The following is a 23468-nucleotide window of genomic DNA, read 5'->3' on the forward strand; positions in this document are numbered from 1 at the left end:
ATATGAACCGGTAAATCCAAGGGGCGGCCGATGAAGCGACCCACGATCGACGACATCGCGCGCAGGGCCGGCGTCTCGAAAGGGGCCGTGTCGTTCGCGCTGAACGGCCGTCCCGGCGTCTCCAGCGAGACGCGCCGCCGCATCCAGGCCATCGCCGCCGAGCTGGGCTGGCAGCCCAACAGCCTGGCGCGGGCCCTGTTCGACGGCCGGCCGGACGTGCTGGGCCTGGTCGTGGACCGCCCGGCGCGCACGCTGGGGCTGGAGCCGTTCTTCATGCAGCTGATCTCCGGCATCGAGGCCACGCTGTCGGCCGCGTCCGTGGGGCTGCTGCTGCAGATGACCGAGGAGCACGAGGCCGAGATCTCGATCTACCGCAAATGGTGGGCGCAGCACCGGGTCGCCGGGGTGTTCGTCGTGGACCTGCGGGTCGAGGACGCCAGGATCGCCGTGCTGGAGGAGCTGCGGCTGCCCGCCGTGGTCATCGGCGGCCCCGGCGGGACCGGGCGGCTGCCCGCCGTGTGGATCGACGACGGCGGCGCGCTCGCCGCCGTGATCGAGCACCTGGCCGGGCTGGGGCACCGCAGGATCGCCAGGGTCGCGGGCCCCGAGGAGCTCATGCACACCGGCGTCAGGACCGCCGCCATGCGGGCCGCCGCCGCCCGGCTGGGCGTCGAGAGCGTCACCGTGTACGCCGACTACGGCGGCGAGAGCGGCGAGCGCGCCACGCTCGACCTCCTGCGCGGGCCGGACCGGCCCACCGCCATCGTGTACGACAACGACGTGATGGCGGTCGCGGGCACCGCCGCCGCCCGCGAGGCCGGGATCTCGGTGCCCGGCGAGCTGTCCGTCGTGGCCTGGGACGACTCCGCCCTGTGCCTGCTGGCCCGGCCGCACCTGACGGCGGTCAGCAGGGACATCGCCGCCTGCGGCGCCCACGCCGCCCGCGCCCTGCTCGATCTGGTGCAGGGCCGCGAGGTGGCCGACGCGCGGCAGGCCAACCCGCGCATGGTCAGCAGAGGCAGCACCGCGCCCGTACGTGAACCCGTTCAGTTAATGGCCGGAAACATTGAAACTAAACGGGTTTAGTGATGCGATTGCCATTCCCGCTGCTCGAGCTCGGAGGGTTGATGAGCCCGTTCCGCCCCCTTCATGAAGCCTGGACCGTCCGCTCCGCGAGCGGCGACGTGCGGGCCCCGGCCACCGTCCCAGGTTGCGTGCACACCGACCTGCTCGCCGCGGGGCTGATCCCCGATCCCTACCTCGACGACAACGAGACCCACCTGGCCTGGATCGGGCGCACCGAGTGGCGTTACGAGACGGAGTTCTCGTGGGACGGCACCGGGCACGAGCACGTCGACCTCGTGTGCCAGGGGCTCGACACCGTGGCGGCCGTCGAGCTCAACGGCGTGCGGGTGGGCGAGTCCGCGAACATGCACCGCTCGTACCGGTTCGACGTTCGCCACGCGCTGCGGACCGGGAGCAACCGGCTGACGGTCACGTTCGGGTCGGCGCTCGAATACGCCGAGCGGCTGCGGGAGGAGCTCGGCCACCGGCCGGGCGCCTACACCCAGCCCTACAACTTCATCAGGAAGATGGCCTGCAACTTCGGCTGGGACTGGGGCCCGACGCTGATCACGGCGGGCATCTGGCGGCCGATCGGGCTGCACGAGTGGAGCGGGGCCAGGATCGCCGAGGTCCGGCCGCTGGTGACCGTCGAGGACGGGACGGCCAGGGTGGACGTCCACGTCCGGGTGGAGAAGACGGGCGCCGCCGAGGTGAGCGCGGCGATCAAGGGGGTGACGGCCCGCGCCGTGATCCCCGAGGACGGCGACGAGGCCGTGCTCACGCTGGAGGTGCCCGACCCGGAGCTGTGGTGGCCGCGCGGGTACGGCGAGCAGCCGCTCTACGAGCTCGAGGTGACGGCCGGCGAGGACGTGTGGCGCCGCCGGATCGGGCTGCGCGAGGTGCGGCTGCGTACCGAGGACGGCGCGTTCACCCTGGCCGTCAATGGGGTCGAGGTGTTCGTCAGAGGGGTCAACTGGATCCCCGACGACTGCTTCCCCACCAGGGTGGGCCGCGACCGCTACGCCGCCCGGCTCGCCCAGGCCTGCGAGACGAACGTCAACCTCGTCCGCGTGTGGGGCGGCGGCCTGTACGAGAGCGAGGACTTCTACGACCTGTGTGACCGGCTCGGGCTGATGGTCTGGCAGGACTTCCCGTTCGCCTGCGCCGCCTACCCCGAGGAGGACCCGATCGGGGCCGAGGTGGAGGCGGAGGCGCGCGAGCAGGTCGCCAGGCTGAGCGCGCACCCGAGCCTGGTCCTGTGGTGCGGCAACAACGAGAACATCGAGGGCTACGCCGACTGGGGCTGGCAGGAGCCGCTCCAGGGGCGCAGCTGGGGAGGCGGCTTCTACCTGGAGACGCTGCCGCGCGTCGTGGCCGAGCTGGACCCGACCCGCCCGTACTGGCCGGGCAGCCCCTACTCGGGCTCCATGGATCTGCCGCCCAACGACCCGGCCCGCGGCACCATGCACATCTGGGACGTGTGGAACGAACGCGACTACACCGTCTACCGCGACTACCGGCCGCGCATGGCCGCCGAGTTCGGCTTCCAGGGGCCCGCCGCGTACGCCACGATCCGCCGGGCGATCAGCGACGAGCCGCTGCTGCCCGACTCCCGGGGCCTGCTGCACCACCAGAAGGCCGTCGACGGCAACCTCAAGCTGGCCGCCGGGCTCAAGCCGCACTTCCCGGTCCCCGGGACCTTCGACGACTGGCACTACCTCACCCAGGTCAACCAGGCGCGTGCCATCCAGCTCGGGGTGGAGCACTTCAGGGCCCTGTGGCCGCACTGCGCGGGCAGCGTGGTGTGGCAGCTCAACGACTGCTGGCCGGTCACGTCGTGGTCGGCCGTGGACGGGGACGGGCGGAGGAAGCCGCTGTTCCACGCGCTGCGCAGGGCGTACGCCGATCGGCTGCTGACGGTGCAGCCGCGCGATGGCGGGATGGCGCTGGTCGCCGTCAACGACAGCGCGCGGCCGTGGCGGGCGTCGGCGCGGGCCGTACGGCACGGCTTCGACGGCAGCGAGCTCGCGGCGCAGGACCTCGCGCTGGACGTGCCGCCCCGGGCGGTCGTCACCCTGCCGCTGGCCGCGCCCGTCGCCGAGCCGGGCGACCCGGCGAGTGAGCTGATCATCGCCGCGATCACCGAGCCGGACGACCCGGCAAGCGAGCCGATCGCCGCCGCGATCACCGGGCCGGACGACCGGGCGGGCGAGCCGATCGCCGCGCCGGGCGGTGGCGAGCCGGCGGTGGCGCGGGCGCTGTGGTTCTTCGTGCCCGACCGGGACCTGCGCCTGCCCGAGCCGCGCTACGACACCGCGGCCGAGGCCGTCCCCGGCGGGCTGCGGCTGACGGTCACCGCGCGCACGCTCCTGCGCGACCTGGCCGTCTTCCCCGACCGGCTGGACCCGGCCGCCGAGGCCGACGACCAGCTCGTCACGCTGCTGCCGGGCGAGCGGGCCGAGTTCCTGATCGACACGGCGGGCCTGGACGAGCAGGCCCTCGTCCGCGTGCCGGTGCTGCGCTGCGTCAACGATGTGGTGGTGGAAGCATGAGGCGATACGGGTTCAACCTGCAGTGGATGTTCTGGAAGGACCCCGGTGTGAAGCCGGCATCCGTGGACGAGCGGGTGCTGGACGCGATCGCCGCGTGGGGCTTCGACTTCGTCCGCATGCCGTGCGACTACCGCTTCTGGACCGACGGGCTCGACTACGCCCACCCCGACGAGCGCGTGCTCGAGGTGCTGGACACCTACCTCGACGCCTGTCGCGAGCGCGGCCTGCACCTCTCGCTCAACCTCCACCGCGCCCCCGGCTACGTGATCACCGGGTGGGAGAGCGAGCACCACAACCTCTGGGCCGACCGCGAGGCGCAGGATGGCTTCGCCGCCATCTGGACCGGTTTCGCCCGCCGCTACCGGGGAGTGCCCGGCGACGAGCTCTCGTTCGACCTCGTCAACGAGCCGCCCTCCGTGGGGGAGCGGGGGTTCACCAGGGCGGCGCACGAGACGGTGATCCGCCGCGTGGTGGCGGAGATCCGGCGGGCCGACCCGGATCGGCCGATCGTGATCGACGGGCTGGGCGGCGGCCATCTGGCCGTACCGGAGCTGGCCGACCTCGGCGTGGTCCACAGCACCCGCGGCTACGCGCCGATGAGCGTCAGCCACTACCGGGCCGAGTGGTGGCCCGGCTCACAGGGCCTGGCCGAGCCCACCTACCCCTGCGACTACCAGGGACGACGCTGGGACCGGGCCGAGCTGCGCGACTTCTACGCGCCGTGGCGCGAGGTGGCGGGGCAGGGCGTGCCCGTCCACGTGGGCGAGTTCGGCTGCTACGACCACACGCCGAACGACGTCGCGCTGCGCTGGCTGTCCGACGTGCTCGGCGTGTTCGCCTCGTTCGGCTGGGGATACGCGTTGTGGGAGTTCCAGGGGCCGTTCGGGGTGATCGGGCACCGGCGGCCCGGTGCGCGCTTCGAGCAACTCGACGGGTTCCCGGTGGACCGGGACCTCCTGGAGCTGCTCCAGGCGCACCGGGTCAGCCCTTGAGACCGCTGAGGGCGATGCCGCGGGTGAAGTACTTCTGGAAGATCACGAAGAAGACGATCGTCGGGACCGACGCGAGCAGCCCGCCCGCCATGATCGCGCCTTGGTGATCGGGGCCCACGTAGTAGGAGTTGAGCCTGGCCAGTGCGACGGGTATGTTCGCCATCTCGTCGCTCTGGACGATGATGAGCGGCCAGAGGAAGTTGTTCCACTCCGCGAGCACGATGAAGATCGACATCGCGGCGAGCGCCGGCCGCAGCAGCGGCAGCACGATCTTCCACCAGATCCGCCACTCCCCGGCGCCGTCCACCCTGGCCGCCTGGATCAGCTCGTTCGGCAGCGACTGCAGGAACTGCACCAGGAAGAACAGCACGAACGCCTTGGCCAGCGCCGGCACGATGTAGGCGGCGTAGTTGTCCAGCCAGCCCAGGTTCCGCATGATCACGTAGTTGGGGATCAGCGTCGTCTGCCAGGGCACCATCATCGACGCGATGATCAGCAGGAAGATCGTCCGCCGGCCCTTGATGTCGTGCTTGGAGATCACGTACGCGGCCAGCGAGCAGATCAGCAGCGACCCGACGGTGATGGCGGTGGTGATGACGAGGCTGTTGAGCATGAACCGCCAGAACCCCATGTCCACCTGGTAGCGCTGGAAGATGCCCGCCAGATGGCCGGGGTTGATCCCCTTGGGGCTCCACTCCGTGTCGTAGAAGTTGGCGACCGTGGGGGACTGCGGCACGAACGACGGCGGCGTCCTGGCCAGCTCCCTCGGCGGCTTGAACACCGTGATGAGCAGCCAGTAGAACGGCGCGATCATCGTCAGCGCCAGCAGGTAGAACGGCAGGCGCAGCAGATGCCCGTTGATCTTCGCGCGCCGGTTGCCGCCCGCCGGCGCCGCGTGCCGGGACGGCTGCGGCGCGGGGGCGATCGTGTCCATCGGGGCGACGGCCATCACAGCTCCTTCATGGCGCGGCCCACGCGCAGGTTGACGAGGCTCAGCACGAAGATGATCAGGAAGAGCACCCAGGCGATCGCCGAGGCGTAGCCCAGCCTGAAGTGGGTGAATCCCTGGTCGTAGAGGTAGGGGACGATCATCAGGCCCGAGTCGAGCACGCCGCCGATGGTGTTGGCGCCCGACGAGAAGACGATGTAGACGGCCTCGAACACCTGGAAGGCGCCGATCAGGCCGGTCACCACCACATACGTGGTGACGGGACGCAGCAGCGGCAACGTGATGTGGCGGAAGCGGTGCCAGGTCGAGGCGCCGTCGATCTTGGCGGCCTCGTAGTACTCCTCGGGGATCGAGCCGAGGCCGGCCACGTACAGCACCATGCCGTAGCCCATGCCGCCCCACACCGACATGACCACCAGGATGGGGATCGTCAGCCCCGGCGTGGCCAGCCAGGCCACGGCCTTGCCGCCGAACCAGCCCACGATGGTGTTGGCCAGGCCCACGTCGCTGGGGTAGAGGACCCACTTCCACATCAGCATGAGCGCGATGGAGGAGGTCACCGACGGCAGGAAGAACACCGTGCGCATGATCCGGTGCAGCCAGCTGGTGCCGCTGAAGGCCAGCGCGAGGCCCAGCGACAGCAGCGTGCCGAGCACGACCGACGCGACCACGTACAGGGCCGTGTTGCCCAGCGCGTGGCGGAACCTGGCGTCCGAGGCCAGCTGCTGGAAGTTCTCCAGGCCGGTGAACGCGGCGGGGTTGATCCCGTCGAACTTCGTGAAGCTCAGATAGAGAGAGTTGGCCAGCGGCCAGATCAGAAAGCCCGCGAACAGCGCGAGGAAGGGCAGCAGCATCGCGTACGAGGTGCCGTAGCGGCGCAGCCTGCTGCGCAGGGGGATGGGGGAGGCCATGTCAGACTCCTAGGTCATCGGGGGGCCGGACCGGGACCGGGACAGGCCGGTCCCGGCGAGCGGCTAACCGGCGTTGCGCTCCATGACCTTGGCGGCCTCCGCCAGCGCGGTCTTGGCATCCGACTTGCCCAGGATGACCGACTGGAGCTGCTTGGTCACGTCCGGCGCGCTCTCGTCCCAGCCCGGGCAGCCCGGCGCGGCCTTGCCCGTCTTGATCGACGCCTCGAACACCTGAGCCTGCTCGGGCGCGAACACCGAGCCGTTCACGATCTTGTCGGCCCGCGGTGAGATGTAGGAGATGTTCCGCTTCCTGGCCTCGTCCGAGATCGCGGCAATGGCCTCGTCGCTGTACATGAACGTGACGAAGTCCGCGCCCGTCTCGACGTACTTGCTGAAGGAGGTCACGCCGATCGCCCGGCCGCCGATGAACGCGGTCGGCCCGGCGGGCCCCGCGGGGATCGTGGACATCGCCCACTTGCCCTTCAGCTTCGGCTTGTTGATGTCGATGCCCTTGGCGATCCAGTTGCCCGCCACCACCATCGCGGTGCCGGTGTCCAGCGCGTCGGAGCCCTCCACGGTGGCGGTCGGCGCGCCGTGCTTCTTGTACAGGTCGGCCCAGTACGTCAGCGCCTGCTCGGCCTCCGGGGTGTTGAGCGAGGGCTTGCAGTCGGCGGTGTAGAACGAGCCGCCCGCCTGGTAGAGGTAGTTGAAGTAGCCGATCCAGTCCAGGTTGCCCCAGTCCTGGCTGTAGGGCTTCTTCACGCCGGCGGCCTTGAGCTTGTCGATGGCCGCGGTCAGCTCCTCCCAGGTCTTGGGCGGCTCGACCTTGGCCTTCTCCAGCAGATCGGTGCGGTAGTAGAGGGCCAGGGTCGACATGTCCAGCGGCACGCCGTACACCGAGCCGTCAGGGGAGATGGCCGACTCCCACTGGGCGGGCAGCGCCTGCGCCTTGAGCGAGTCGGCGCCGTACTTGCGCAGGTCCACCATGGCGCCCCTGGTGCCGAACTGGATGGTCCAGGTCATGCCGCCGGAGATGATGTCGGGCCCGTTGCGACTGGTGGCCGCGGCCAGCAGCTTGGCGTACGCGTCGCTCCACGACAGGGTCTGCACCTTGACCGTCACGTTCGGATGCTTCTGGTGGTAGAGGTCGGCCGCCTTCTGGAAGGTCGCGGTCTCGTCGTCTCCGCCCGTGGACCAGAAGGACAGGGTCGCGGGGGCGTTCTGGTCTGCCTGCTTGGTCTGCGTCTGGCCACTCGTGGCGCAGGCCGCGCTCAGGACCGTCAGCAGGACCGCGCTGCACGCTGCCATCGTTCGTCGCATGGGGCTGTCCGATCTATCGGTCGGATGGGCGCCGGGACTCCCCTGCGAAGGGCGTGCGGATGTGCGAGGGCATCCCCACGACTGGCGCCCAAATTCAATGGTGTAGGGATCTCACCACTTAAACGGGTAAGTTACAATAGCCAGCCTTGGAGATTGCTGAAATGTTTCCCCTTATGGAGCCGCTGACCTGTGGCTACATCGCCCGTGAAACGGTTCGGTCACGGCCCGCGGGGGCGGTGCTGCCCCGGGGCAGCAGGCGCGCCGGCGGCCCCTCCAGGCTCCCCGTCTCCCCGCTGCCGATCAGCCGGAGCAGGGTCTGGGCGGCGTGCGCGCCGCAGGCGGGGATGTCCCTGGTCACCGCGGTCAGCGACGGCCGCACCACCTGGGAGAGCGGCGAGTCGTCCCAGCCCACGATCGACAGATCGGCGGGGACGTCCAGGCGCATCTCCTGCGCGACCGACAGCCCCGCCACCGCCATGATGTCGTTGTCGTAGACGATCGCGGTGGGCCTGGCCCGGGAGCTGAGCAGCCGCCTGGTCGCGCGGGCGCCCTGCTCGCCCGTGTAGTCGGTGTGGACGACCGGATGCTCGCTCACGCCCGACTCGGCGCAGAGCTCCGCGAACGCCTCGTCCCTGATCCTGGTGTGCAGCAGCGCCGGCAGCCCGGCCACCCTGGCGATGTGCCGGTGGCCGAGCGCCGCGAGATACTCGACCACCTCGCGCAGCACGGCCACCTCGTCCGACCACACCGAGGGCAGCGAGCCGGTGCCCGACGGGTGGCCGGTCACCACCGCCGGCATGCCGAGCCGCTCGACCACCGGGATCCGGGGGTCGTCGGTGTGCAGGTCGACCAGGATCGCGCCGTCCACCCGGCCCTCGCCCCACCAGCGCCGATAGACCGCGATCTCGGCCTCGTGGTCGGCCACCACCTGCAGCATCAGCGCGCACGAGCTGGCCGCCAGCTCGCCCTCGATGCCGCTGATCAGCTCCATGAAGAACGGCTCCACGCCGAGGAAGCGCGCCGGGCGGCACAGGACCAGGCCGATGGCGTCGGCCCTGGCGCCGCTGAGCGAGCGCGCGGCCACGTTGGGCCGCCAGCCGATCTCCTGGGCGATCGCCTGGATGCGCGCCCTGGTCTCGGCGGAGACACCGGGCTGGCCGTTCAGCGCGTAGGAGACAGCCCCCTTGGACACGCCGGCCCGTCTGGCGATGTCGGCGATCGTTGGCCTCTTCACCCCGTGCTCCTCTCTGAAACTTTCACTGAACCGTATCAGCGATAACCGCGGCCCTCCTGGCGCCGAACGCTCGCCCTCCCGCGACCGGATGATCGCGCCGGCGCGATCACCGTTACGGTGAGGGCACCCCGATGTGTCCTCCAGGAGTGCCGATGTTCGTAGACATGCCACTCGCCCGGCTACGCGAGTATCTCCCCGAACGCGCCGAGCCCGCCGACTTCGACGCCTTCTGGGAGCGCACGCTCGCCGAGGCCCGCACCCACGACCTCGCCCCCGAGTTCACCCCCGTGGCCTCCCCGCTGACCACCGCCGAGGTGTTCGACGTCACCTTCGCCGGCTTCGGCGGCCATCCGATCAAGGGCTGGCTGCTCGTCCCGCGCCAGGCCGCCGGGCCGGTGCCGTGCGTGGTCGAGTACCAGGGCTACGGCGGCGGACGGGGGCTGCCGATCGACTGGCTGCTCTGGCCCAGCCTCGGCTACGCCGTCTTCGCCATGGACAGCCGGGGCCAGGGAGCCGGCGGGTGGCGGCGCGGCGACACCGCCGACCCCTATCCCGGCTCCGGCCCCACCACACCCGGCGTCATGACCAGCGGCATCCACGACCCGGACGCCTACTACTACCGGCGGCTCTACACCGACGCGGTGCGCGCGGTCGAGGCCGCCAGGGCCCACCCCCGGGTGGGCACGGTCGCGGTCGGCGGCGCCAGCCAGGGCGGGGCGATCGCGCTGGCCGCTTCGGCGCTGGTGCCCGGCCTCGCCTGCGCCTTCCTGGACGTGCCGTTCATGTGCCACATCCGGCACGCCACGGAGATCACCGGCGAACGTCCGTACGCCGAGATCGCCGCCTACTGCCGGGCGTTCAAGGAGAAGGTCGAGCCCGTCTTCGAGACCCTGGCCTACTTCGACGGCGTCAACTTCGCCGCCCGCGCCGCCACGCCCGCCCTCTTCTCGGTCGGGCTGCAGGACGGGATCACGCCGCCGTCCACGGTGTTCGCCGCCTACAACCACTACGCCGGGGAGAAGGACATCAAGGTCTACCCGTACAACGGGCACGAGGGCGGCGAGTCCGCGCACACCATGGAGCGGATCGCGAGGGCCAGGGAGGCGCTCGGCTGAGAACGCCCCGGTGGCCCATTGGTGAGGCCGTCTCGCGTGGCGGACGCGGGGCGGCGTCACCCTCTCACGCAGACTAGGCTTGACAAGCACGTCAGCCGACCGACGAGAGAGACCATGAAGACCTTCGAAGAGCTGTTCGCCGAGCTGTCCGAGAAGGCCAGGACCCGGCCCGAGGGCTCGGGCACCGTGGCCGCCCTCGACGCCGGCGTCCATGCCATCGGCAAGAAGGTCGTCGAGGAGGCCGCCGAGAGCTGGATGGCCGCCGAGCACGAGTCAGACGACAGGGCCGCCGAGGAGATCTCCCAGCTCCTCTACCACGTGCAGGTGCTCATGATCGCCAAGGGCATCGGCCTCGACCAGGTCTACAAGCATCTCTAGGGCGCCCGGCGCCCGCCACCAAGCCCCTGGAGAAGCAACAGCGAGACAGATCGAGGACCCGAACATGCTGCGTCTGGCAGTACCCAACAAGGGCTCGCTCAGCGAGGCGGCCCAGAACATGCTCAAGGAGGCCGGTTATCGGCCCCGCAGGGACAGCAAGGAGCTCGTCGTCGTCGACGAGGCCAACGGCTGCGAGCTGTTCTTCCTGCGACCCCGCGACATCGCCGTCTACGTCGGCGAAGGCACGCTCGACGTCGGCATCACCGGCCGTGACATGCTGGTCGACTCCGGCGCGCCGGTCGAGGAGATCATGCCGCTCGGCTTCGGCGGCTCCACCTTCCGCCTGGCCGCCGCGGCCGGCACGATGACCTCGGCCGCCGACCTCAACGGCCGCCGCATCGCCACCTCCTACGCGGGCCTGCTCGACAAGTACCTCTCCGACGAGGGCGTAGACGCCCGCGTGATCAAGCTCGACGGCGCCGTCGAGACCGCCATCCGGCTCGGTGTGGCCGACGCGGTGGCCGATGTCGTCGAGACGGGCACCACGCTGCGCAACGTCGGCCTGGAGGTGTTCGGCGAGCCGATCATGCGCTCGGAGGCGGTGCTGATCAAGCAGCAGAGCTCGCCCGACACACCCGCCGTCCAGCAGCTCGTCCGCCGTATCCAGGGCGTCGTGCACGCCCGCGACTTCGTGATGATGGACTACGACATCCGGGCCGAGCGCATCGAGGAGGCCATCGCCCTCACGCCCGGCATGGAGGGCCCCACCGTCTCCCCGCTGCACCGCGAGGGCTGGGTGGCCGTGCGCGTCATGGTCCGCCGCCAGGGCCACCAGCGGGTGATGGACCAGCTCTGGGACATCGGCGCGCGGGCGATCCTGATCACCGACATCTACGCCTGCCGCGTGTGACGTCCGGCCCCGGCGTTGGCCTGACAAATGTCACGGCCAACGCCGGAGGTAACGCACTAACCGGCCGGAAGCCGCGGCCATAGCGTTCTTTTCATGAACGCCATCGTGTTCGACCACGTCAGCAAGCACTACGGGGACGTGCTCGCCGTCGACGACCTCTCCCTCGCGATCGAGCCAGGCAACACCGTGGCCCTGCTCGGCCCCAACGGCGCCGGCAAGTCCACCTCCATCAACCTCCTGCTCGGCCTGCTCAAGCCCACTGCGGGCACGGTCGCCGTGCACGGGCGCACCCCCGACGAGGCCGTCCGGGCCGGCCAGATGGGCGCCATGCTCCAGAACGGCGCGCTCATCCCCGAGCTGTCCGTCAAAGAGCTCATCGACCTGGTACGCCGCCTCTACCCGAACCCGCTCGCCCTGGACGAGATCCTCAAGCTGGCCGACCTGACCGAGCTCGCGGGCCGGCGGGCGAACAAGCTGTCCGGCGGCCAGTCGCAGCGCGTCAGGTTCGCCCTGGCCATCGCGGGGGCGCCCAGGATCCTGCTGCTCGACGAGCCGACCGCGGCCATGGACGTGGAATCGCGACTGCGCTTCTGGGCCAGCATGCACGACTACGCCTCCGGCGGCAGGACCGTGCTGTTCGCCACCCACTACCTGGAGGAGGCCGACGAGCACTCCGACCGGGTGATCGTCATCGCCAAGGGCCGGCTGGCCGCCGACGGCACCGCCGCCGAGATCAAAGCCGAGGCCGGCGGCCACACCGTCAGCTTCGCCCTCGGCGAGCAGCCCGCGGCCGGGCTCGACCGGCTCCCCGGGGTGACCGCCGTGGAGGTCGCCGGCGGCGTCGCCACCCTGCACACCTCCGACACCGACGCCACCCTCGCCGCGCTCTACCGGGGCACCACCCTCGACGTGAGCGAGCTGAAGCTCTCCAGCGCCGACCTCGAATCCGCCTTCCTCGCCCTCACCAGGGAGTCCTGATGCTCTACTACGCCAAGACCGAGGCCATGCGGATGCTGCGCAACCGGCGCTACCTGATCTTCGTGGTCGCCTTCCCCGTCCTGCTCTACCTCATCAACTCCAACATCTACGGCAACCAGACCGACGCGGGCGGCGTGAAGTACAGCGTCATCCTGATGGTGTCGATGGCCGCCTACGGGGCGCTGGCCTCGTCCATGATGAGCTCGGCCGTCCCGTGGGCCACCGAGCGGCAGTCCGGCTGGCTGCGCCAGCTCCAGATCACCCCGCTGCCGAGCTGGGCGATCATCGTGACCAAGCTCGGCGCCACCATGGTGCTCGTGCTGCCCTCGCTGGTGCTGGTGAGCCTGGCCGCCGTGGTGCAGCAGCACGTGTCGCTGTCGCTCGGCACCTGGGCGGAGCTGCTGCTCGCGCTCTGGCTCGGCGTGCTGCCGTTCGTCGCGCTGGGTCTGGCCATCGGGTCCGTGCTCTCGGCCGACGCCGCCCAGCCGGCCGCGATGATCTGCATGTTCGCGCTGGCGATCGCCGGCGGGCTGTGGTTCCCGCCCGAGGTGCTCGGCGACACCCTGCGCACGGTCGCGGACATCACCCCGTCGTTCCACTACGCCAGGCTGGGCCAGAGCATCGTCGCCGGCCAGGGACTGCCCATGACGGACGTGCTGGTCGTCGCCGGGTGGGGGGTCGTGCTCGGGGGCGCTGCCGTCTTCCTCTACCGGCGGGCTACCGTACGGCTATGAGCTTCGCCGAGAGGATCACCTTCGGGGACGCGGAGGGCAAGCCGTCGCGCAAGCGGCGGCTGCTCGGCATCTCCGTGGGCCTGGTCTACCTGGTCTTCCCCATCAGCGACATCGTGGGGGGCACCCTGACGGGGGCCCGGGCCGTGTGGGCGGGGGTGCTGCTCGTCACTTTCGTCGCGTCCTTCCTCGCGACGGTGCTGATCAACAAGGGCATGTTCGACCACAACCGCCTGAGCTATCCGCTGCTCGGGGTGACCAGCGTGCTCGGCGTGGTGGGAGCCACCTCCTTCGGCGGCTCCTGGCTGAGCCTGCCGGTCTACACGGTCGTGCTGTACGGGTTCACGCTGCCGCCCCTGTGGGCCGTCGTGGCCGTGATCGCCCAGCTGGTCGTCGTCGTCGGCGCCGGCCTGGTCAACCACGACGACGCCGACACGATCATCGTCCTGGGCCTGCAGGTGGTGTCGCTCGGCGTGCTGTTCATCAGCGTGCGCAACACCAGGGCGCTGACCGTCAAGCTGCGCCTGGCCCAGGACGAGGTGGCCCGGCTGGCGGCCACGGAGGAGCGGCTGCGCATCGCCCGCGACCTGCACGACCTGCTCGGGCACAGCCTGTCGCTGATCGTGCTCAAGAGCGAGCTGGCCGGACGGCTGTCCGAGGACTCGCCGCAGGCGCACAGGGAGATCACCGACATCGAGACCGTCGCCAGGAAGGCCCTGACGGAGGTGCGGGAGGCCGTCACCGGCTACCGCCAGCGCAGCCTGCCCGAGGAGCTCGACAACGCCAGGACCGTGTTACGCGCGGCGGGCGTGGCGGCCGAGGTGCGGGTCTCGGGGACGCCGCTGCCCGAGCTGCTCGACGGGCTGTTCGGCTGGTCCGTACGCGAGGGCGTCACCAACGTCGTGCGCCACGCGCGGGCCACCCGGTGCGAGATCAGAGTGACGTTCGAGGCCGGACACGCCACCCTGGAGATCATGGACAACGGAACGGGCGGCGACGGGCCCTACGCGATGGGCAGCGGGCTGAGCGGGCTCAACGAGCGGGTGGCGGGTGCGGGCGGCACGGTGGAGGCGGGCCCCGCCAGGGGCGGCGGCCATCACCTGCGGGTGCTGGTGCCGGTCGGGAAGGAGGCGTGCGCGTGATCCGCGTGATGCTGGCGGAGGACCAGGGCATGGTACGCGGCGCGCTGGCATCCCTGCTGGGCCTGGAGCCCGACATCGAGGTGGCCGGCGAGGCCGCCGACGGGGAGGAGGCGGTCGCGGTCGCCGCCGAGGTCCGGCCCGACATCGCGCTGCTGGACATCGAGATGCCCGGCATGGACGGGCTCGCGGCCTGCGCGAGCATCACGCGGCAGGTGCCCGGGTGCCGGGTGATGATCCTGACCACGTTCGGGCGGCCCGGCTACCTGCGTACCGCCATGGAGGCCGGGGCCTCGGCGTTCCTGGTGAAGGACAGCCCGGCCAGGGAGCTGGCCGCGGCCATCCGGCGGGTGCACGCGGGGGAGCGGGTGATCGACCCCGGGCTCGCCGCGGCGGCCCTCAGCGCCGGGCCGAACCCGCTGTCGGCGCGGGAGCGGGACGTGCTGGAGGCGGCGGCGGACGGCTCCACGATCGGCGACATCGCCGGCAAGCTGCACCTGTCGGAGGGGACCGTGCGCAACTACCTGTCCTCGGCCATCCAGAAGACGCACGCCCGCAACCGCATCGAGGCGGTGCAGCGCGCCAAGGCCCAGGGCTGGCTCTGACACCCGGGCTCAGCGGAGCCCGGCCACCGCCTTGACCGCCTGGTCCACCTGCTCGGGGGTGGTCACGATGCTGGTGCCGAAGCGCAGCAGCGGCGGGTCGTACGGCGTCACGCTCGCGATCACCTTGCTGGCGTGCAGCCGGTCGACGGCCTCCATCGGCGCCATCCCCTCGATCGAGCAGCACACGAGGCCCGCCGACAGCTCGGGCGCCCGCGGCGTGGCCAGCGTGACCTGCGGGATCGCGGCCAGGCCGTCCTTGAGCCTGGTGGCCAGCTCCTGCGTGCGCCGCCGCACCCGGTCCTTGCCGATCGCCGTCATGAACCCGAACGCCTGCGACATCGCCCACCGGTGCTCGAACGCCTTGAAACCGCCCGGCGTGACCAGCTCCGCCGTGCTCGCCCCCGGGGAAGCGCCGCCCTGCCACGCCTGGAACGACGCTCCGCTGAAGCTGGCGATGATCGGGGAGACCGCGTCCCAGGCCCTGCCCCACACGATGCCGGTGCCGCGCGGCCCGAACAGCCACTTGTGCGTGCCGCTGGCCAGGAAGTCGCAGCCCAGGTCGCCGGGGCCGTCGGCCATCGCGCCGAACCCGTGCACGCCGTCCACGCACAGCAGCGCCCGGTCGTGCTCGTCGCGGCCCTTGTTCGCCTCGGCGAGCATGTCGGCGATGGCGCGGACGGGCAGGCGCACGCCGGTGCTGGAATGCACCCAAGTGACCGCGACCACCCTGGTACGCGGGCCTAGCCCGGCCTTGATCGCCGCCACCATCCGGCCGGCGTCGGCGCGGGCGGGGTCGTCGTACAGCCTGACCTTGCGCACCTTCGCGCCCGTGCGCTCGGCCAGCAGCCGCAGCCCTTCGTGGGTGGCGAGGAAGTCGTGCTCGGTGGTCAGCACGTCCTGGCCGGGGCGCAGCCTGAGGCCGGAGTAGAGCAGGGCCAGACCCATGGTGGTGCTGTCGGTCAGCGCGACCTCCTCCGCCCTGGCGCCCAGATAGCGGGCCGCGGCCTCGCGTACCGTCTGGTCGGGCGACTGCGCGCCGGGCGGCGTGTACTCGGGGTCGGCGTCCAGCGCGTCGCGGTGCTTGGCGATCGTCTCGCGGACCGGGGCCGGGGCGGGCGCCAGCACGAACGCCGCGAACTGCCCGTAGGCCGGGTCCAGCGCGAACTGGGCCCGCACGGACGCCCAGTCGCCGGGGTCGAACTCAGGCTTCACCGCAGGCGTACTGGTCGTGCACGCGCTTGCCAGCCCCGCCAGCATCCCCGCCCCGAGCAGGGTTCTCCTGTCCATCCGCATGGCTACTTCCTATCCCGGTCGCGCGCCCGCGCCCAGGACCCCCACGCGAGTCGTTCGTCAACTCCTGATCGCGGCGACCTGCCTGATGAGGTCGGAGACGCGGACGATGCCGAGGCAGCGGTTCATCTCGTCGGTGACCACCAGGTCGTCATAGACGCGGGCCGAGTCCCGGCCCGCCGCCTGCATGGCCGCGATCGCCGGGGTCGTCCGCGGCACCGTGCGGGGCGGGTCGGCCAGCCGCTGCGCCGGCTTCGAACCGTGCAGCGCGTGCCCGTACCGGGCCGCGAACGACAGCAGGAACCGGCTGCGGTCGAGGCTGCCAATGGGCCGCTGGAACTCGTCCACCAGGATCACGCTGGTGATCGTCGGCTCGTGCCCGAACGCCTTGACCGCGTCCTCCGCCTTGGCCTCCGCGGGCAGCGTCACCGCCGGGATGAGCAGTTCCTGGACGCGCGGTCCGAGCATGACGGAGATCGGCTCGTCGGTGACCGGGAGCGGCACCCGTACCTTGCCGTCGGGGCCGGGGGCCAGCAGCGGGCCGTGCGCCAGCCGCACGCCGAGGCCGCGGGCCACCGCGACCTGCGGCTCGCGTTCGACGCCGGGGGCGAGCACGTGGGCGCCGATGCCGCGGGCCAGCGTCACCACCGACCGAGCCACCGCGGTCGCGCGATGGTCCCCCGGGATGCGGGTGACCATCTCGGGGTCGAGGGCCAGCAGGTACGGGCTCGTGTCGGCGACCAGGTCCAGGGCCGCGCCGCTCGTGCCCACGTCGGCGAAGCCGAGCAGGTAGCCGATCGTGCGCAGGCCGTCGAGCCCGACCTTGAGCAGCGGCCGGTCCTGTTCCTGGCACGGTCCAGTGAGCAGCAGGATCGCCTCGCGGGGATGCCTGAGGGCTCTTCGGAGCGACTCGTGCAGGGGCGCCAGGGCACCCGCGCCCGCCAGGACGACCCTGACGGGCAGCTCCAGCACCATGGGCAAGGGGGCCGCCTTGAGCGTGCCCGCGGAGTCGACGACGGCCGGGTGGGCGATTACTGCCCCGGTGTCGAGATCCACCATGGGGCTGGTGAGCAGGGAGGACACGTTCAGATGGTGGTGGAGTCACGGGCGTGGCTGAAGGCCCAATCAGCAAAATTTACCGACATTTCGTTTTCCCTCCGGGGAGCGGCGGCTTGGCCGTGGGGAATCTCATTCGGTTAGCCTTCGGGGCATGAGCGCGCGTCCGGCGAGGGGTGGCGGCCGGTGGGTCACGGTGCCGCCGGAGCGCCTGCATCCGTGGATCGACGGGTTCGCGGGGCGTCACGGGCCCTTCACGGCGACCGGCGACGAACGGGTCGTGCGGCTGCTCGCCGACGACGGGGCCCTGGCCGAGCTGCACGTGCCGTTCCCGCCCATGACGCCGCCGGGGCCGCCGCACGTCACCCGGTTCGTCGCGCACGCCCAGGCCGCGCGGCAGGTGGGGGTGTTCCTGGTGCGGCTCGGGGGCTACGCGGCGGGGGTCTTCTCCGGGGCGTCGCTGGTGGCCTCCAAGGTGGGGTCGCGGCTGGTGCAGGGGCGCACGGCGGCGGGCGGGTGGTCGCAGCAGCGCTTCGCCCGACGGCGGCGCAACCAGGCGGCGCAGGCGTACGACGACGCGGTGGAGACGGCGGTACGGGTGCTGACGCCGTACCTGGGGGAGCTGGACGGGGTGGTGCTGGGCGGCGACCGCCGGGCCATGGACGCCCTGCGCGCCGACCGGCGGCTCGCGCCCCTGCTGGCTCTGGAGACCGAACCGTTCCTGGTGGTGCCCGATCCTCGGCTGGCGGTGCTCCGGGACACCCCGGCGTCCTTCCGCGCGGCCCGCATCCGCATCGTCGATCCGTCCTGACCTCATCCCTTCACGCGGCCCCGTGACCGGTTTGAGAGTTTGAGACGATTCAAAAGAATCTTGAATGCCGCTATGATGCGAGAGTTCGCGGAGGACCGTCATCGGCGGTCCATCCGTTGTCCCTGCGCTCACGGCGTACCGCGTCCAGCGGATCGCCGCAGGTGGCGGTAGGGCGCATCCACGGTGGACCGCTTCAAGGCGGCCCGCCGCAGCACCTTCGGTGGGCCGCGTTCAGCGGACCACTGCCCAAGTAGCGGATTATGCATTTCAAGCAGCACGGCCTCGTGAGGATCGATGGCGACCAGGAACATCAAGGAGGTCGCGCAGCTGGCGCGCGTCTCGGTGGGCACGGTGAGCAATGTGCTCAACCGCCCGGAGATCGTGTCCCCCGCCACACGCGAACGCGTCTTCGAAGCGATCAAGAAACTGGGCTTCGTCCGCAATGAGGTGGCCCGCCACCTGCGGGTGGGCCGTAGCCGTACGGTCGGCCTCGTCGTGCTCGACGTCTCCAACCCGTTCTTCGTGGACGTGGCCCAGGGCGCCGAGTCGGTGGCCGACGACCACGACTCGATGGTGGTGCTCTGCAACAGCGCCGGCGACCCCGGCCGCGAGCGCCGCCACCTCGACCAGCTCGAACAGCAGCGCGTCATGGGCATACTGATCACCCCGGTGGAGATGGAGAGCCCCTGGCTGGAGGAGCTGGCCGCCCGCGGCACGCCCGTGGTGCTGGTCGACAGCCCCGCGACCGGCCTGCAGTGCTCGGTGGCGGTCGACGACCGGCTCGGCGGCCAGATCGCCGGCGCCCACCTGATCGAGCGGGGGCACCGGCGGATCATGTTCGTCGGCGGGCCGACGTCCATAAGACAGGTGGCCGACCGGCACGCGGGCATCAGCAGCGCCGTGGCCGCGGCCGACGGCGCGGTCGAGCTGCTGACCTCCACCGCTCCCACGCTGACCGTCGCGGAGGGCCGGGCCGTCGGCGAGCGCGTCGCGGCGCTGCCCGCCGACGAGCGGCCGACGGCGGCGTTCTGCGCGAACGACATGATGGCGCTGGGCTTCTTACAGGCGATGGCCACGCACGGACTGCGCGTGCCCGAGGATCTGGCCATCATCGGGTACGACGACATCGACTTCGCCGCGGCCGCCGCGGTGCCGCTGTCCTCGATCCGGCAGCCCCGTGAGCTGCTCGGACGTACGGCGATCGACCTGCTGCTCGAAGAGGTCGCCGACCCGGAGCAGCATCGGCACCGGCAGGTCATCTTCCAGCCCGACCTGGTGATCCGGGAGTCGAGCGCGTTCGATCGGCGCTCCTGACCCCGGCGCGTCCATGAACCGTTTCATCGCCGGCGGCCGCGCGCCCGCCGGCTCCGTTCGGCGTGCGCACGTTCCCGGCGAGCCGAGCGACCCCTTGAAGGAGCCCCCTTGACCGAGCTCTACCGCAACCCCCTGGCCACCCCCGATGACCTGGCAGGATTCCGCCTGGAGGGGGACGGCGCCACCTCCTTCCCCCAGGGACGCCTGCGCCTGGAGAGCCTCAGACCGCCCTCGGACGGCCAGGCGGCCAACCTGGTGCTCTGGTGTCCCGAGGAGTTCCCCGCCGACGTGCGGATCGAATGGGACTTCTGGCCCGTCCGGGAACCCGGCCTGGCCATCATGTTCTTCCATGCCCGCGGCAGGAACGGCGAGGACCTGTTCGACCCGGGCCTGGCCACCCGCACCGGCCCGTACGACCAGTACCACCACGGCGACATCGACGCCTACCACGTCTCCTATTTCCGCCGGATGTGGGCCTCCGAACGCGCCCTGCACACCTGCAACCTGCGCAAGAGCCACGGGTTCCACCTGGTCGCGCAGGGTCCCGACCCGCTGCCCGCGGTGCTGGACGCCGAGGGCCCGTACGCGATGCGCCTCGAGGTCAGGGCCGGGACGGTCACGTTCTCGGTCAACGATTTGGTCTCGTTCCGCTGGGCGGACGACGGCTCGATCGGCGGTCCCGCCCTGGCCGGAGGCAAGGTCGGGTTCCGGCAGATGGCCCCGCTGATCGGAGAGTACGCAAATCTCCGGGTATCTCGTCATTGACTTTGAGTCGATTCAACACTAATTTCGCACCAACCGCCGTTCACTGGCTTGTAACGGGGCAGGAATCGCGGTGCAACAACCCCACCCCCGAATCCGTGCACATGCCACGAGAGGTGGTGCCGGATGAACCATCCCGCCATGTCTATCAGGCTTCAAGCTGCCTGCTCAGAGCTCGTCTGGGCGGTCCAGCTCAACCTGATGTGGATCGTCTTCACGCTCGCTGGAGGCGTGATCGGCGGGCTCGGGCCCGCCACTGTCGCCGCGTACACGCTGGCTCGGCGGCGGACTCGTAATGAATCGTTTCATGGCTGGGCCGAATTCTGGACCGTCTACCGACGGGAGTTCGTCCGGGCCTCGCTGCTGGTCCTGCCCGTGGCGGCGCTGGCCACCGTCCTGGTCGGCAACTATCTTTACCTCTCCGCTCTCGGGCCCAGCATGGGAGCGTTGCGGATCGCGACCTTCGTGGCGCTCATCGCACTCGCCGGTGTGGGGGCGTACGTGGGACCGCTGTACGCGCACTACGATCTGCCGCTACGGGCCTACTGGCCCAAGGCGGCGCAGCTAGCGCTCCTGCGCCCGGCCTCGTCCGTGCTGTTGCTGCTAGCGCTATCAGCCATCGCCTACGCGACCTCGGCGGCGCCCATCCTCGCGCCGGTGATCAGCTTCGGTGCGTGGATCTATCTCAACACGTGGCTCTGCCAGCGCTTCTTCGCGGAGAACGAGGCGCATCTGCATTCGAAAGGGAACTCATGAGCGCATCCCGTCGTCGCCGGCTTCTGGCCGGTGTGTTAACGCTCACGGCTGCACTCACCGCCTCGGCGTGCTCGGGCGGCGGTGACGCGCCTCAGACCGACCCCAACACGATCACCGTGATGGCCAAGCTGTTCGGCACCGCACCCGACCCGAACGGCGAGATGCAACAGGCGGTCGAGAAGTTCCTCGGCAAGAAGCTCAAAGTCAACTGGGTTCCCAACGCCGAGTACACCGACAAGCTCAACGTCACGTTCGCCTCGGGCAACCTTCCGCAGGTCATGGTCGTCGACCCGCACCTCCCGGGCTTCGTCAAGGCGGCGGAGGCAGGTGCGTTCTGGGACCTGACCGGCAAACTGGACAAGTACCCGAACCTCAAGCCGGCGGACCAGCGCACCGCGCTGAACTCCTCCATCAACGGCAAGATCTACGGCCTCTACCGAATGCGGCCGTCGCTGCGCTCGGCGATGATCATTCGCAAGGACTGGCTGGACAAGCTGGGCCTGAAGCTGCCCGAGACGGTCGACGACCTCTACAACGTCGCCAAGGCGTTCGCCGAGAAGGACCCTGACGGCAACGGCAAGAAGGACACCTACGGCCTGATCATCCCGAAGTGGCCGGGCAACTACGCCAGCGCCAGCCCCTACGACGTGCTGGAGACCTGGTTCGGCGCCCCGAACGGCTGGGGTGAGCGCAACGGCAAGCTCGTCCCGGGGTTCGACACCCCCGAGTTCCTCGAGGCCAACAAGTTCCTCAAGAAGATGGTCAGCGAGGGCCTGGTCAACCCGGACTTCGCCACCCTGGACTCGGCCAAGTGGAACGAGCCGTTCCACCAGAACAAGGGCGGCATGATCATCGACGTGAACATCCGCTCCAGGCAGGTCCTCGACCTGTTCAAGGAGGACGACCCGGAGAAGTACGGCGACAAGGTCGCCATGGTCGGCAACCTCAAGCGCTCGGACGGCCAGAAGTTCTCCTACCCGTTCACCGGCTACGCCGACGTCCTGGCCATCTCCAAGCAGAGCGTGCGGACCGAGCAGGACCTCGACAACGTGCTGAAGACCCTGGACAAGCTGGCCACGAAGGAGGGCCAGGTCCTGCTGCAGAACGGCATCGAGGGCCGCAACTTCAAGGTCGAGGGCGACACCGCCTCGCTGATCAACGAGACCGACCCCAAGGTCCAGATCGTCCAGAAGGACGTGGACAACGCGTTCATCCAGCTCAGCACCAAGGGCACGAACGACATCGGCGGCATCGCCTACGCGCGTACGCCGTCCGGTGAGCCGTACAAGGTGATGCTCAAGCTCCAGAAGGAGCTGATGGACGAGGACCTCAAGACGGCCGTCTTCAACCCGGCGCTGCCGGTGGTTTCGCCCACCGCCGTCTCCCGGGGCGCGCAGATCGACACGATCATCCCGGACGCCCGGATCAAGTTCCTGTCGGGTGAGTTCACCGAGGAGCAGCTCAAGGGCGAGATCAAGCGTTGGTACGACAGCGGCGGCACGCAGGTCGCCACCGAGGTCAACGACCTGGTCTCGAAGCTCGGCAAGACGAACTGACCCCGCCGTGAGGGACCCGGGACGCGCACCCGGGTCCCTTACATGAAAGGAGGCCGCTGTGGCCACCGACCTGGCGCCGCCTCCCACGAAGGCGGCGAGCAAATCCGGGCACCGACGCCCGGGGGCGGGGCTGCGCGCCGTGTTCGGGCGCTACCGCTGGCTCTACCTGATGCTCCTTCCGGGCGTCATCTACTTCGCGCTCTTCAAGTACCTGCCGATGTACGGCGTCACGATCGCCTTCCAGGACTTCCTGCCGTTCCTCGGCTATTCGGGCAGCCCCTGGGTCGGCTTCAAGCACTTCGAGGAACTGCTCTCCGGTCCCGACTTCGGCCGGCTGCTGTTCAACACGCTGTTCCTGGCGCTGCTGCACATGCTCATCGTCTTCCCAGCGCCGATCGTCGTCGCGCTGCTGCTGAACGAGTTGCGGATCAACATCCTCAAGCGCTCGGTCCAGTCGCTGGTCTACATCCCGCACTTCCTGTCCTGGACGATCGTCGCGGCGCTGACATACGTGCTGTTCGCGGCGGACTTCGGCGTTCTCTCCGGGTGGATCCGCGACGTCCTCGGCGACACCTCGAAGATCGACTACATGGCGCAGGAGGACTGGTTCCGGCCGCTGATCATCCTGCAGCAGCTGTGGAAGCTGACTGGCTGGGGCACGATCATCTACCTGGCCGCGCTGGCCGGCGTGGACCCGCAGCTGTACGAGGCGGCGCGCATGGACGGCGCGGGACGCTTCAAGCAGCTCTGGCACGTCACGCTGCCCGCCATCCGCCCCACGGTCGTCGTCATGGCCATCCTGGCCTCCGGCAACCTGCTCGACTCGGGCTTCGAGCAGATCTGGCTGATGACCACCTCGCTGAACCGCTCAGTGGCCGACGTGTTCGACACCTACGTCTACTACTCCGGCATCACCCAGGGCGCGATCAGCTACTCCACCGCCGTCGGCCTGTTCAAGGGCGTGGCCGGCGTCATCCTGATCTTCGGCTCCAACTGGCTGGCCAAGCGTCTCGGCCAGCGGGGACTGTTCTAAGGGGGCCGGGA

22 protein-coding genes are annotated in these 23468 nt (G+C 70.3%); 16 read left to right on the plus strand and 6 right to left on the minus strand.

Going from position 1 to position 23468, the window contains the following annotated elements; genetic code table 11:
• Positions 1 to 30: 30 nt before the first annotated feature.
• The 3 genes from ABZX61_RS36275 to ABZX61_RS36285 are packed head-to-tail and all read left to right on the plus strand — an operon-like array spanning position 31 to position 4609.
• Positions 31 to 1086, plus strand: a complete 1056-nt coding sequence (locus tag ABZX61_RS36275; protein ID WP_355200650.1) for a LacI family DNA-binding transcriptional regulator — start codon at positions 31 to 33, stop codon at positions 1084 to 1086.
• Positions 1087 to 1127: 41 nt separating this feature from the next.
• Positions 1128 to 3617, plus strand: coding sequence for a glycoside hydrolase family 2 TIM barrel-domain containing protein (locus tag ABZX61_RS36280; RefSeq protein ID WP_355200995.1), 2490 nt, complete (start codon positions 1128 to 1130; stop codon positions 3615 to 3617).
• Complete coding sequence (locus tag ABZX61_RS36285) at positions 3614 to 4609, plus strand: cellulase family glycosylhydrolase (protein ID WP_355200652.1); 996 nt, start codon at positions 3614 to 3616, stop codon at positions 4607 to 4609. Before ABZX61_RS36280 ends, ABZX61_RS36285 begins: the two co-directional genes overlap by 4 nt.
• Here ABZX61_RS36285 and ABZX61_RS36290 read toward each other — a convergent pair.
• From ABZX61_RS36290 to ABZX61_RS36305, 4 genes are all read right to left on the minus strand, one after another.
• Positions 4599 to 5558 (minus strand): carbohydrate ABC transporter permease, encoded by a 960-nt coding sequence (locus ABZX61_RS36290; protein ID WP_355200654.1) that lies wholly within the window; start codon positions 5556 to 5558, stop codon positions 4599 to 4601. The two genes, ABZX61_RS36285 and ABZX61_RS36290, sit on opposite strands and share 11 nt — an antisense overlap.
• Positions 5558 to 6469 carry a sugar ABC transporter permease gene (locus ABZX61_RS36295; RefSeq protein WP_350740079.1) on the minus strand — a complete coding sequence of 304 codons (912 nt, stop codon included), beginning with the start codon at positions 6467 to 6469 and terminating at the stop codon, positions 5558 to 5560. Before ABZX61_RS36295 ends, ABZX61_RS36290 begins: the two co-directional genes overlap by 1 nt.
• A 63-nt stretch (positions 6470 to 6532) precedes the next feature.
• On the minus strand, positions 6533 to 7777 hold the full coding sequence (locus ABZX61_RS36300) for an extracellular solute-binding protein (protein ID WP_355200656.1): 1245 nt from the start codon (positions 7775 to 7777) through the stop codon (positions 6533 to 6535).
• Between the two features lie 205 nt (positions 7778 to 7982).
• The gene (locus tag ABZX61_RS36305; protein ID WP_355200658.1) at positions 7983 to 9023 is read right to left on the minus strand and encodes a LacI family DNA-binding transcriptional regulator; all 1041 of its coding nucleotides are present in this window, start codon (positions 9021 to 9023) and stop codon (positions 7983 to 7985) included.
• A 152-nt stretch (positions 9024 to 9175) separates the two neighbouring features.
• Between ABZX61_RS36305 and ABZX61_RS36310 the strand changes: the two genes are divergently transcribed.
• The 7 genes from ABZX61_RS36310 (at position 9176) to ABZX61_RS36340 (ending at position 14879) form a co-directional block, all read left to right on the plus strand.
• On the plus strand, positions 9176 to 10138 hold the full coding sequence (locus ABZX61_RS36310) for an acetylxylan esterase (RefSeq protein WP_355200660.1): 963 nt from the start codon (positions 9176 to 9178) through the stop codon (positions 10136 to 10138).
• Between the two features lie 114 nt (positions 10139 to 10252).
• Positions 10253 to 10516, plus strand: coding sequence for a phosphoribosyl-ATP diphosphatase (locus ABZX61_RS36315; RefSeq protein WP_192785690.1), 264 nt, complete (start codon positions 10253 to 10255; stop codon positions 10514 to 10516).
• Positions 10517 to 10580: 64 nt separating this feature from the next.
• Positions 10581 to 11426 (plus strand): ATP phosphoribosyltransferase, encoded by an 846-nt coding sequence (gene hisG / locus ABZX61_RS36320; RefSeq protein WP_355200662.1) that lies wholly within the window; start codon positions 10581 to 10583, stop codon positions 11424 to 11426.
• A gap of 93 nt (positions 11427 to 11519) precedes the next feature.
• Entirely contained in the window at positions 11520 to 12404 is an 885-nt protein-coding gene (locus ABZX61_RS36325; protein WP_355200664.1) for an ABC transporter ATP-binding protein, read from the plus strand.
• The gene (locus ABZX61_RS36330; protein ID WP_355200666.1) at positions 12404 to 13138 is read left to right on the plus strand and encodes an ABC transporter permease; all 735 of its coding nucleotides are present in this window, start codon (positions 12404 to 12406) and stop codon (positions 13136 to 13138) included. The genes ABZX61_RS36325 and ABZX61_RS36330 overlap by 1 nt, the downstream gene beginning before the upstream one ends.
• A complete protein-coding gene (locus ABZX61_RS36335) occupies positions 13135 to 14277 on the plus strand; it encodes a sensor histidine kinase (protein ID WP_355200668.1) in 1143 nt (380 codons plus the stop codon). Before ABZX61_RS36330 ends, ABZX61_RS36335 begins: the two co-directional genes overlap by 4 nt.
• Complete coding sequence (locus ABZX61_RS36340; protein ID WP_355200669.1) at positions 14274 to 14879, plus strand: response regulator transcription factor; 606 nt, start codon at positions 14274 to 14276, stop codon at positions 14877 to 14879. Before ABZX61_RS36335 ends, ABZX61_RS36340 begins: the two co-directional genes overlap by 4 nt.
• A gap of 9 nt (positions 14880 to 14888) precedes the next feature.
• Here ABZX61_RS36340 and ABZX61_RS36345 read toward each other — a convergent pair whose 3' ends face one another.
• Together ABZX61_RS36345 and ABZX61_RS36350 are read right to left on the minus strand one after the other, a co-directional pair.
• Positions 14889 to 16166, minus strand: coding sequence for an aminotransferase class V-fold PLP-dependent enzyme (locus ABZX61_RS36345; RefSeq protein ID WP_355200671.1), 1278 nt, complete (start codon positions 16164 to 16166; stop codon positions 14889 to 14891).
• 63 nt (positions 16167 to 16229) lie between these two features.
• Positions 16230 to 17252 (minus strand): EAL domain-containing protein, encoded by a 1023-nt coding sequence (locus ABZX61_RS36350; RefSeq protein WP_355200673.1) that lies wholly within the window; start codon positions 17250 to 17252, stop codon positions 16230 to 16232.
• 127 nt (positions 17253 to 17379) lie between these two features.
• Between ABZX61_RS36350 and ABZX61_RS36355 the strand changes: the two genes are divergently transcribed.
• From ABZX61_RS36355 to ABZX61_RS36380, 6 genes are all read left to right on the plus strand, one after another.
• A complete protein-coding gene (locus ABZX61_RS36355; RefSeq protein ID WP_350735143.1) occupies positions 17380 to 18036 on the plus strand; it encodes an acVLRF1 family peptidyl-tRNA hydrolase in 657 nt (218 codons plus the stop codon).
• 294 nt (positions 18037 to 18330) lie between these two features.
• The gene (locus ABZX61_RS36360) at positions 18331 to 19350 is read left to right on the plus strand and encodes a LacI family DNA-binding transcriptional regulator (RefSeq protein WP_350735145.1); all 1020 of its coding nucleotides are present in this window, start codon (positions 18331 to 18333) and stop codon (positions 19348 to 19350) included.
• 108 nt (positions 19351 to 19458) lie between these two features.
• Positions 19459 to 20115: a DUF1961 family protein gene (locus ABZX61_RS36365; RefSeq protein ID WP_355200675.1), complete on the plus strand. Its 657-nt coding sequence runs from the start codon at positions 19459 to 19461 to the stop codon at positions 20113 to 20115.
• 123 nt (positions 20116 to 20238) lie between these two features.
• A complete protein-coding gene (locus ABZX61_RS36370) occupies positions 20239 to 20868 on the plus strand; it encodes a DUF624 domain-containing protein (protein WP_350735149.1) in 630 nt (209 codons plus the stop codon).
• A gap of 32 nt (positions 20869 to 20900) precedes the next feature.
• Positions 20901 to 22424 carry an extracellular solute-binding protein gene (locus ABZX61_RS36375; protein ID WP_355200677.1) on the plus strand — a complete coding sequence of 508 codons (1524 nt, stop codon included), beginning with the start codon at positions 20901 to 20903 and terminating at the stop codon, positions 22422 to 22424.
• A gap of 58 nt (positions 22425 to 22482) precedes the next feature.
• The gene (locus ABZX61_RS36380) at positions 22483 to 23457 is read left to right on the plus strand and encodes an ABC transporter permease subunit (RefSeq protein WP_355200679.1); all 975 of its coding nucleotides are present in this window, start codon (positions 22483 to 22485) and stop codon (positions 23455 to 23457) included.
• The last annotated feature ends 11 nt before the right edge of the window (positions 23458 to 23468 follow it).

Origin of the sequence: Nonomuraea sp. NPDC003709 (assembly GCF_040610775.1) — a bacterium.
GTDB lineage: Bacteria > Actinomycetota > Actinomycetes > Streptosporangiales > Streptosporangiaceae > Nonomuraea > Nonomuraea angiospora_A.

Excerpts from the sequence above, each read along its gene's own strand:
- ABZX61_RS36275 (WP_355200650.1), top strand. The coding sequence starts at position 31 with ATGAAGCGACCCACGATCGACGACATCGCGCGCAGGGCCGGCGTCTCG.
- ABZX61_RS36280 (WP_355200995.1), top strand. The coding sequence starts at position 1,128 with ATGAGCCCGTTCCGCCCCCTTCATGAAGCCTGGACCGTCCGCTCCGCG.
- ABZX61_RS36285 (WP_355200652.1), top strand. The coding sequence starts at position 3,614 with ATGAGGCGATACGGGTTCAACCTGCAGTGGATGTTCTGGAAGGACCCC.
- ABZX61_RS36290 (WP_355200654.1), bottom strand. The coding sequence starts at position 5,558 with ATGGCCGTCGCCCCGATGGACACGATCGCCCCCGCGCCGCAGCCGTCC.
- ABZX61_RS36295 (WP_350740079.1), bottom strand. The coding sequence starts at position 6,469 with ATGGCCTCCCCCATCCCCCTGCGCAGCAGGCTGCGCCGCTACGGCACC.
- ABZX61_RS36300 (WP_355200656.1), bottom strand. The coding sequence starts at position 7,777 with ATGGCAGCGTGCAGCGCGGTCCTGCTGACGGTCCTGAGCGCGGCCTGC.
- ABZX61_RS36310 (WP_355200660.1), top strand. The coding sequence starts at position 9,176 with ATGTTCGTAGACATGCCACTCGCCCGGCTACGCGAGTATCTCCCCGAA.
- ABZX61_RS36315 (WP_192785690.1), top strand. The coding sequence starts at position 10,253 with ATGAAGACCTTCGAAGAGCTGTTCGCCGAGCTGTCCGAGAAGGCCAGG.
- hisG (WP_355200662.1), top strand. The coding sequence starts at position 10,581 with ATGCTGCGTCTGGCAGTACCCAACAAGGGCTCGCTCAGCGAGGCGGCC.
- ABZX61_RS36325 (WP_355200664.1), top strand. The coding sequence starts at position 11,520 with ATGAACGCCATCGTGTTCGACCACGTCAGCAAGCACTACGGGGACGTG.
- ABZX61_RS36330 (WP_355200666.1), top strand. The coding sequence starts at position 12,404 with ATGCTCTACTACGCCAAGACCGAGGCCATGCGGATGCTGCGCAACCGG.
- ABZX61_RS36335 (WP_355200668.1), top strand. The coding sequence starts at position 13,135 with ATGAGCTTCGCCGAGAGGATCACCTTCGGGGACGCGGAGGGCAAGCCG.
- ABZX61_RS36345 (WP_355200671.1), bottom strand. The coding sequence starts at position 16,166 with ATGGACAGGAGAACCCTGCTCGGGGCGGGGATGCTGGCGGGGCTGGCA.
- ABZX61_RS36355 (WP_350735143.1), top strand. The coding sequence starts at position 17,380 with ATGAGCGCGCGTCCGGCGAGGGGTGGCGGCCGGTGGGTCACGGTGCCG.
- ABZX61_RS36360 (WP_350735145.1), top strand. The coding sequence starts at position 18,331 with ATGGCGACCAGGAACATCAAGGAGGTCGCGCAGCTGGCGCGCGTCTCG.
- ABZX61_RS36370 (WP_350735149.1), top strand. The coding sequence starts at position 20,239 with ATGAACCATCCCGCCATGTCTATCAGGCTTCAAGCTGCCTGCTCAGAG.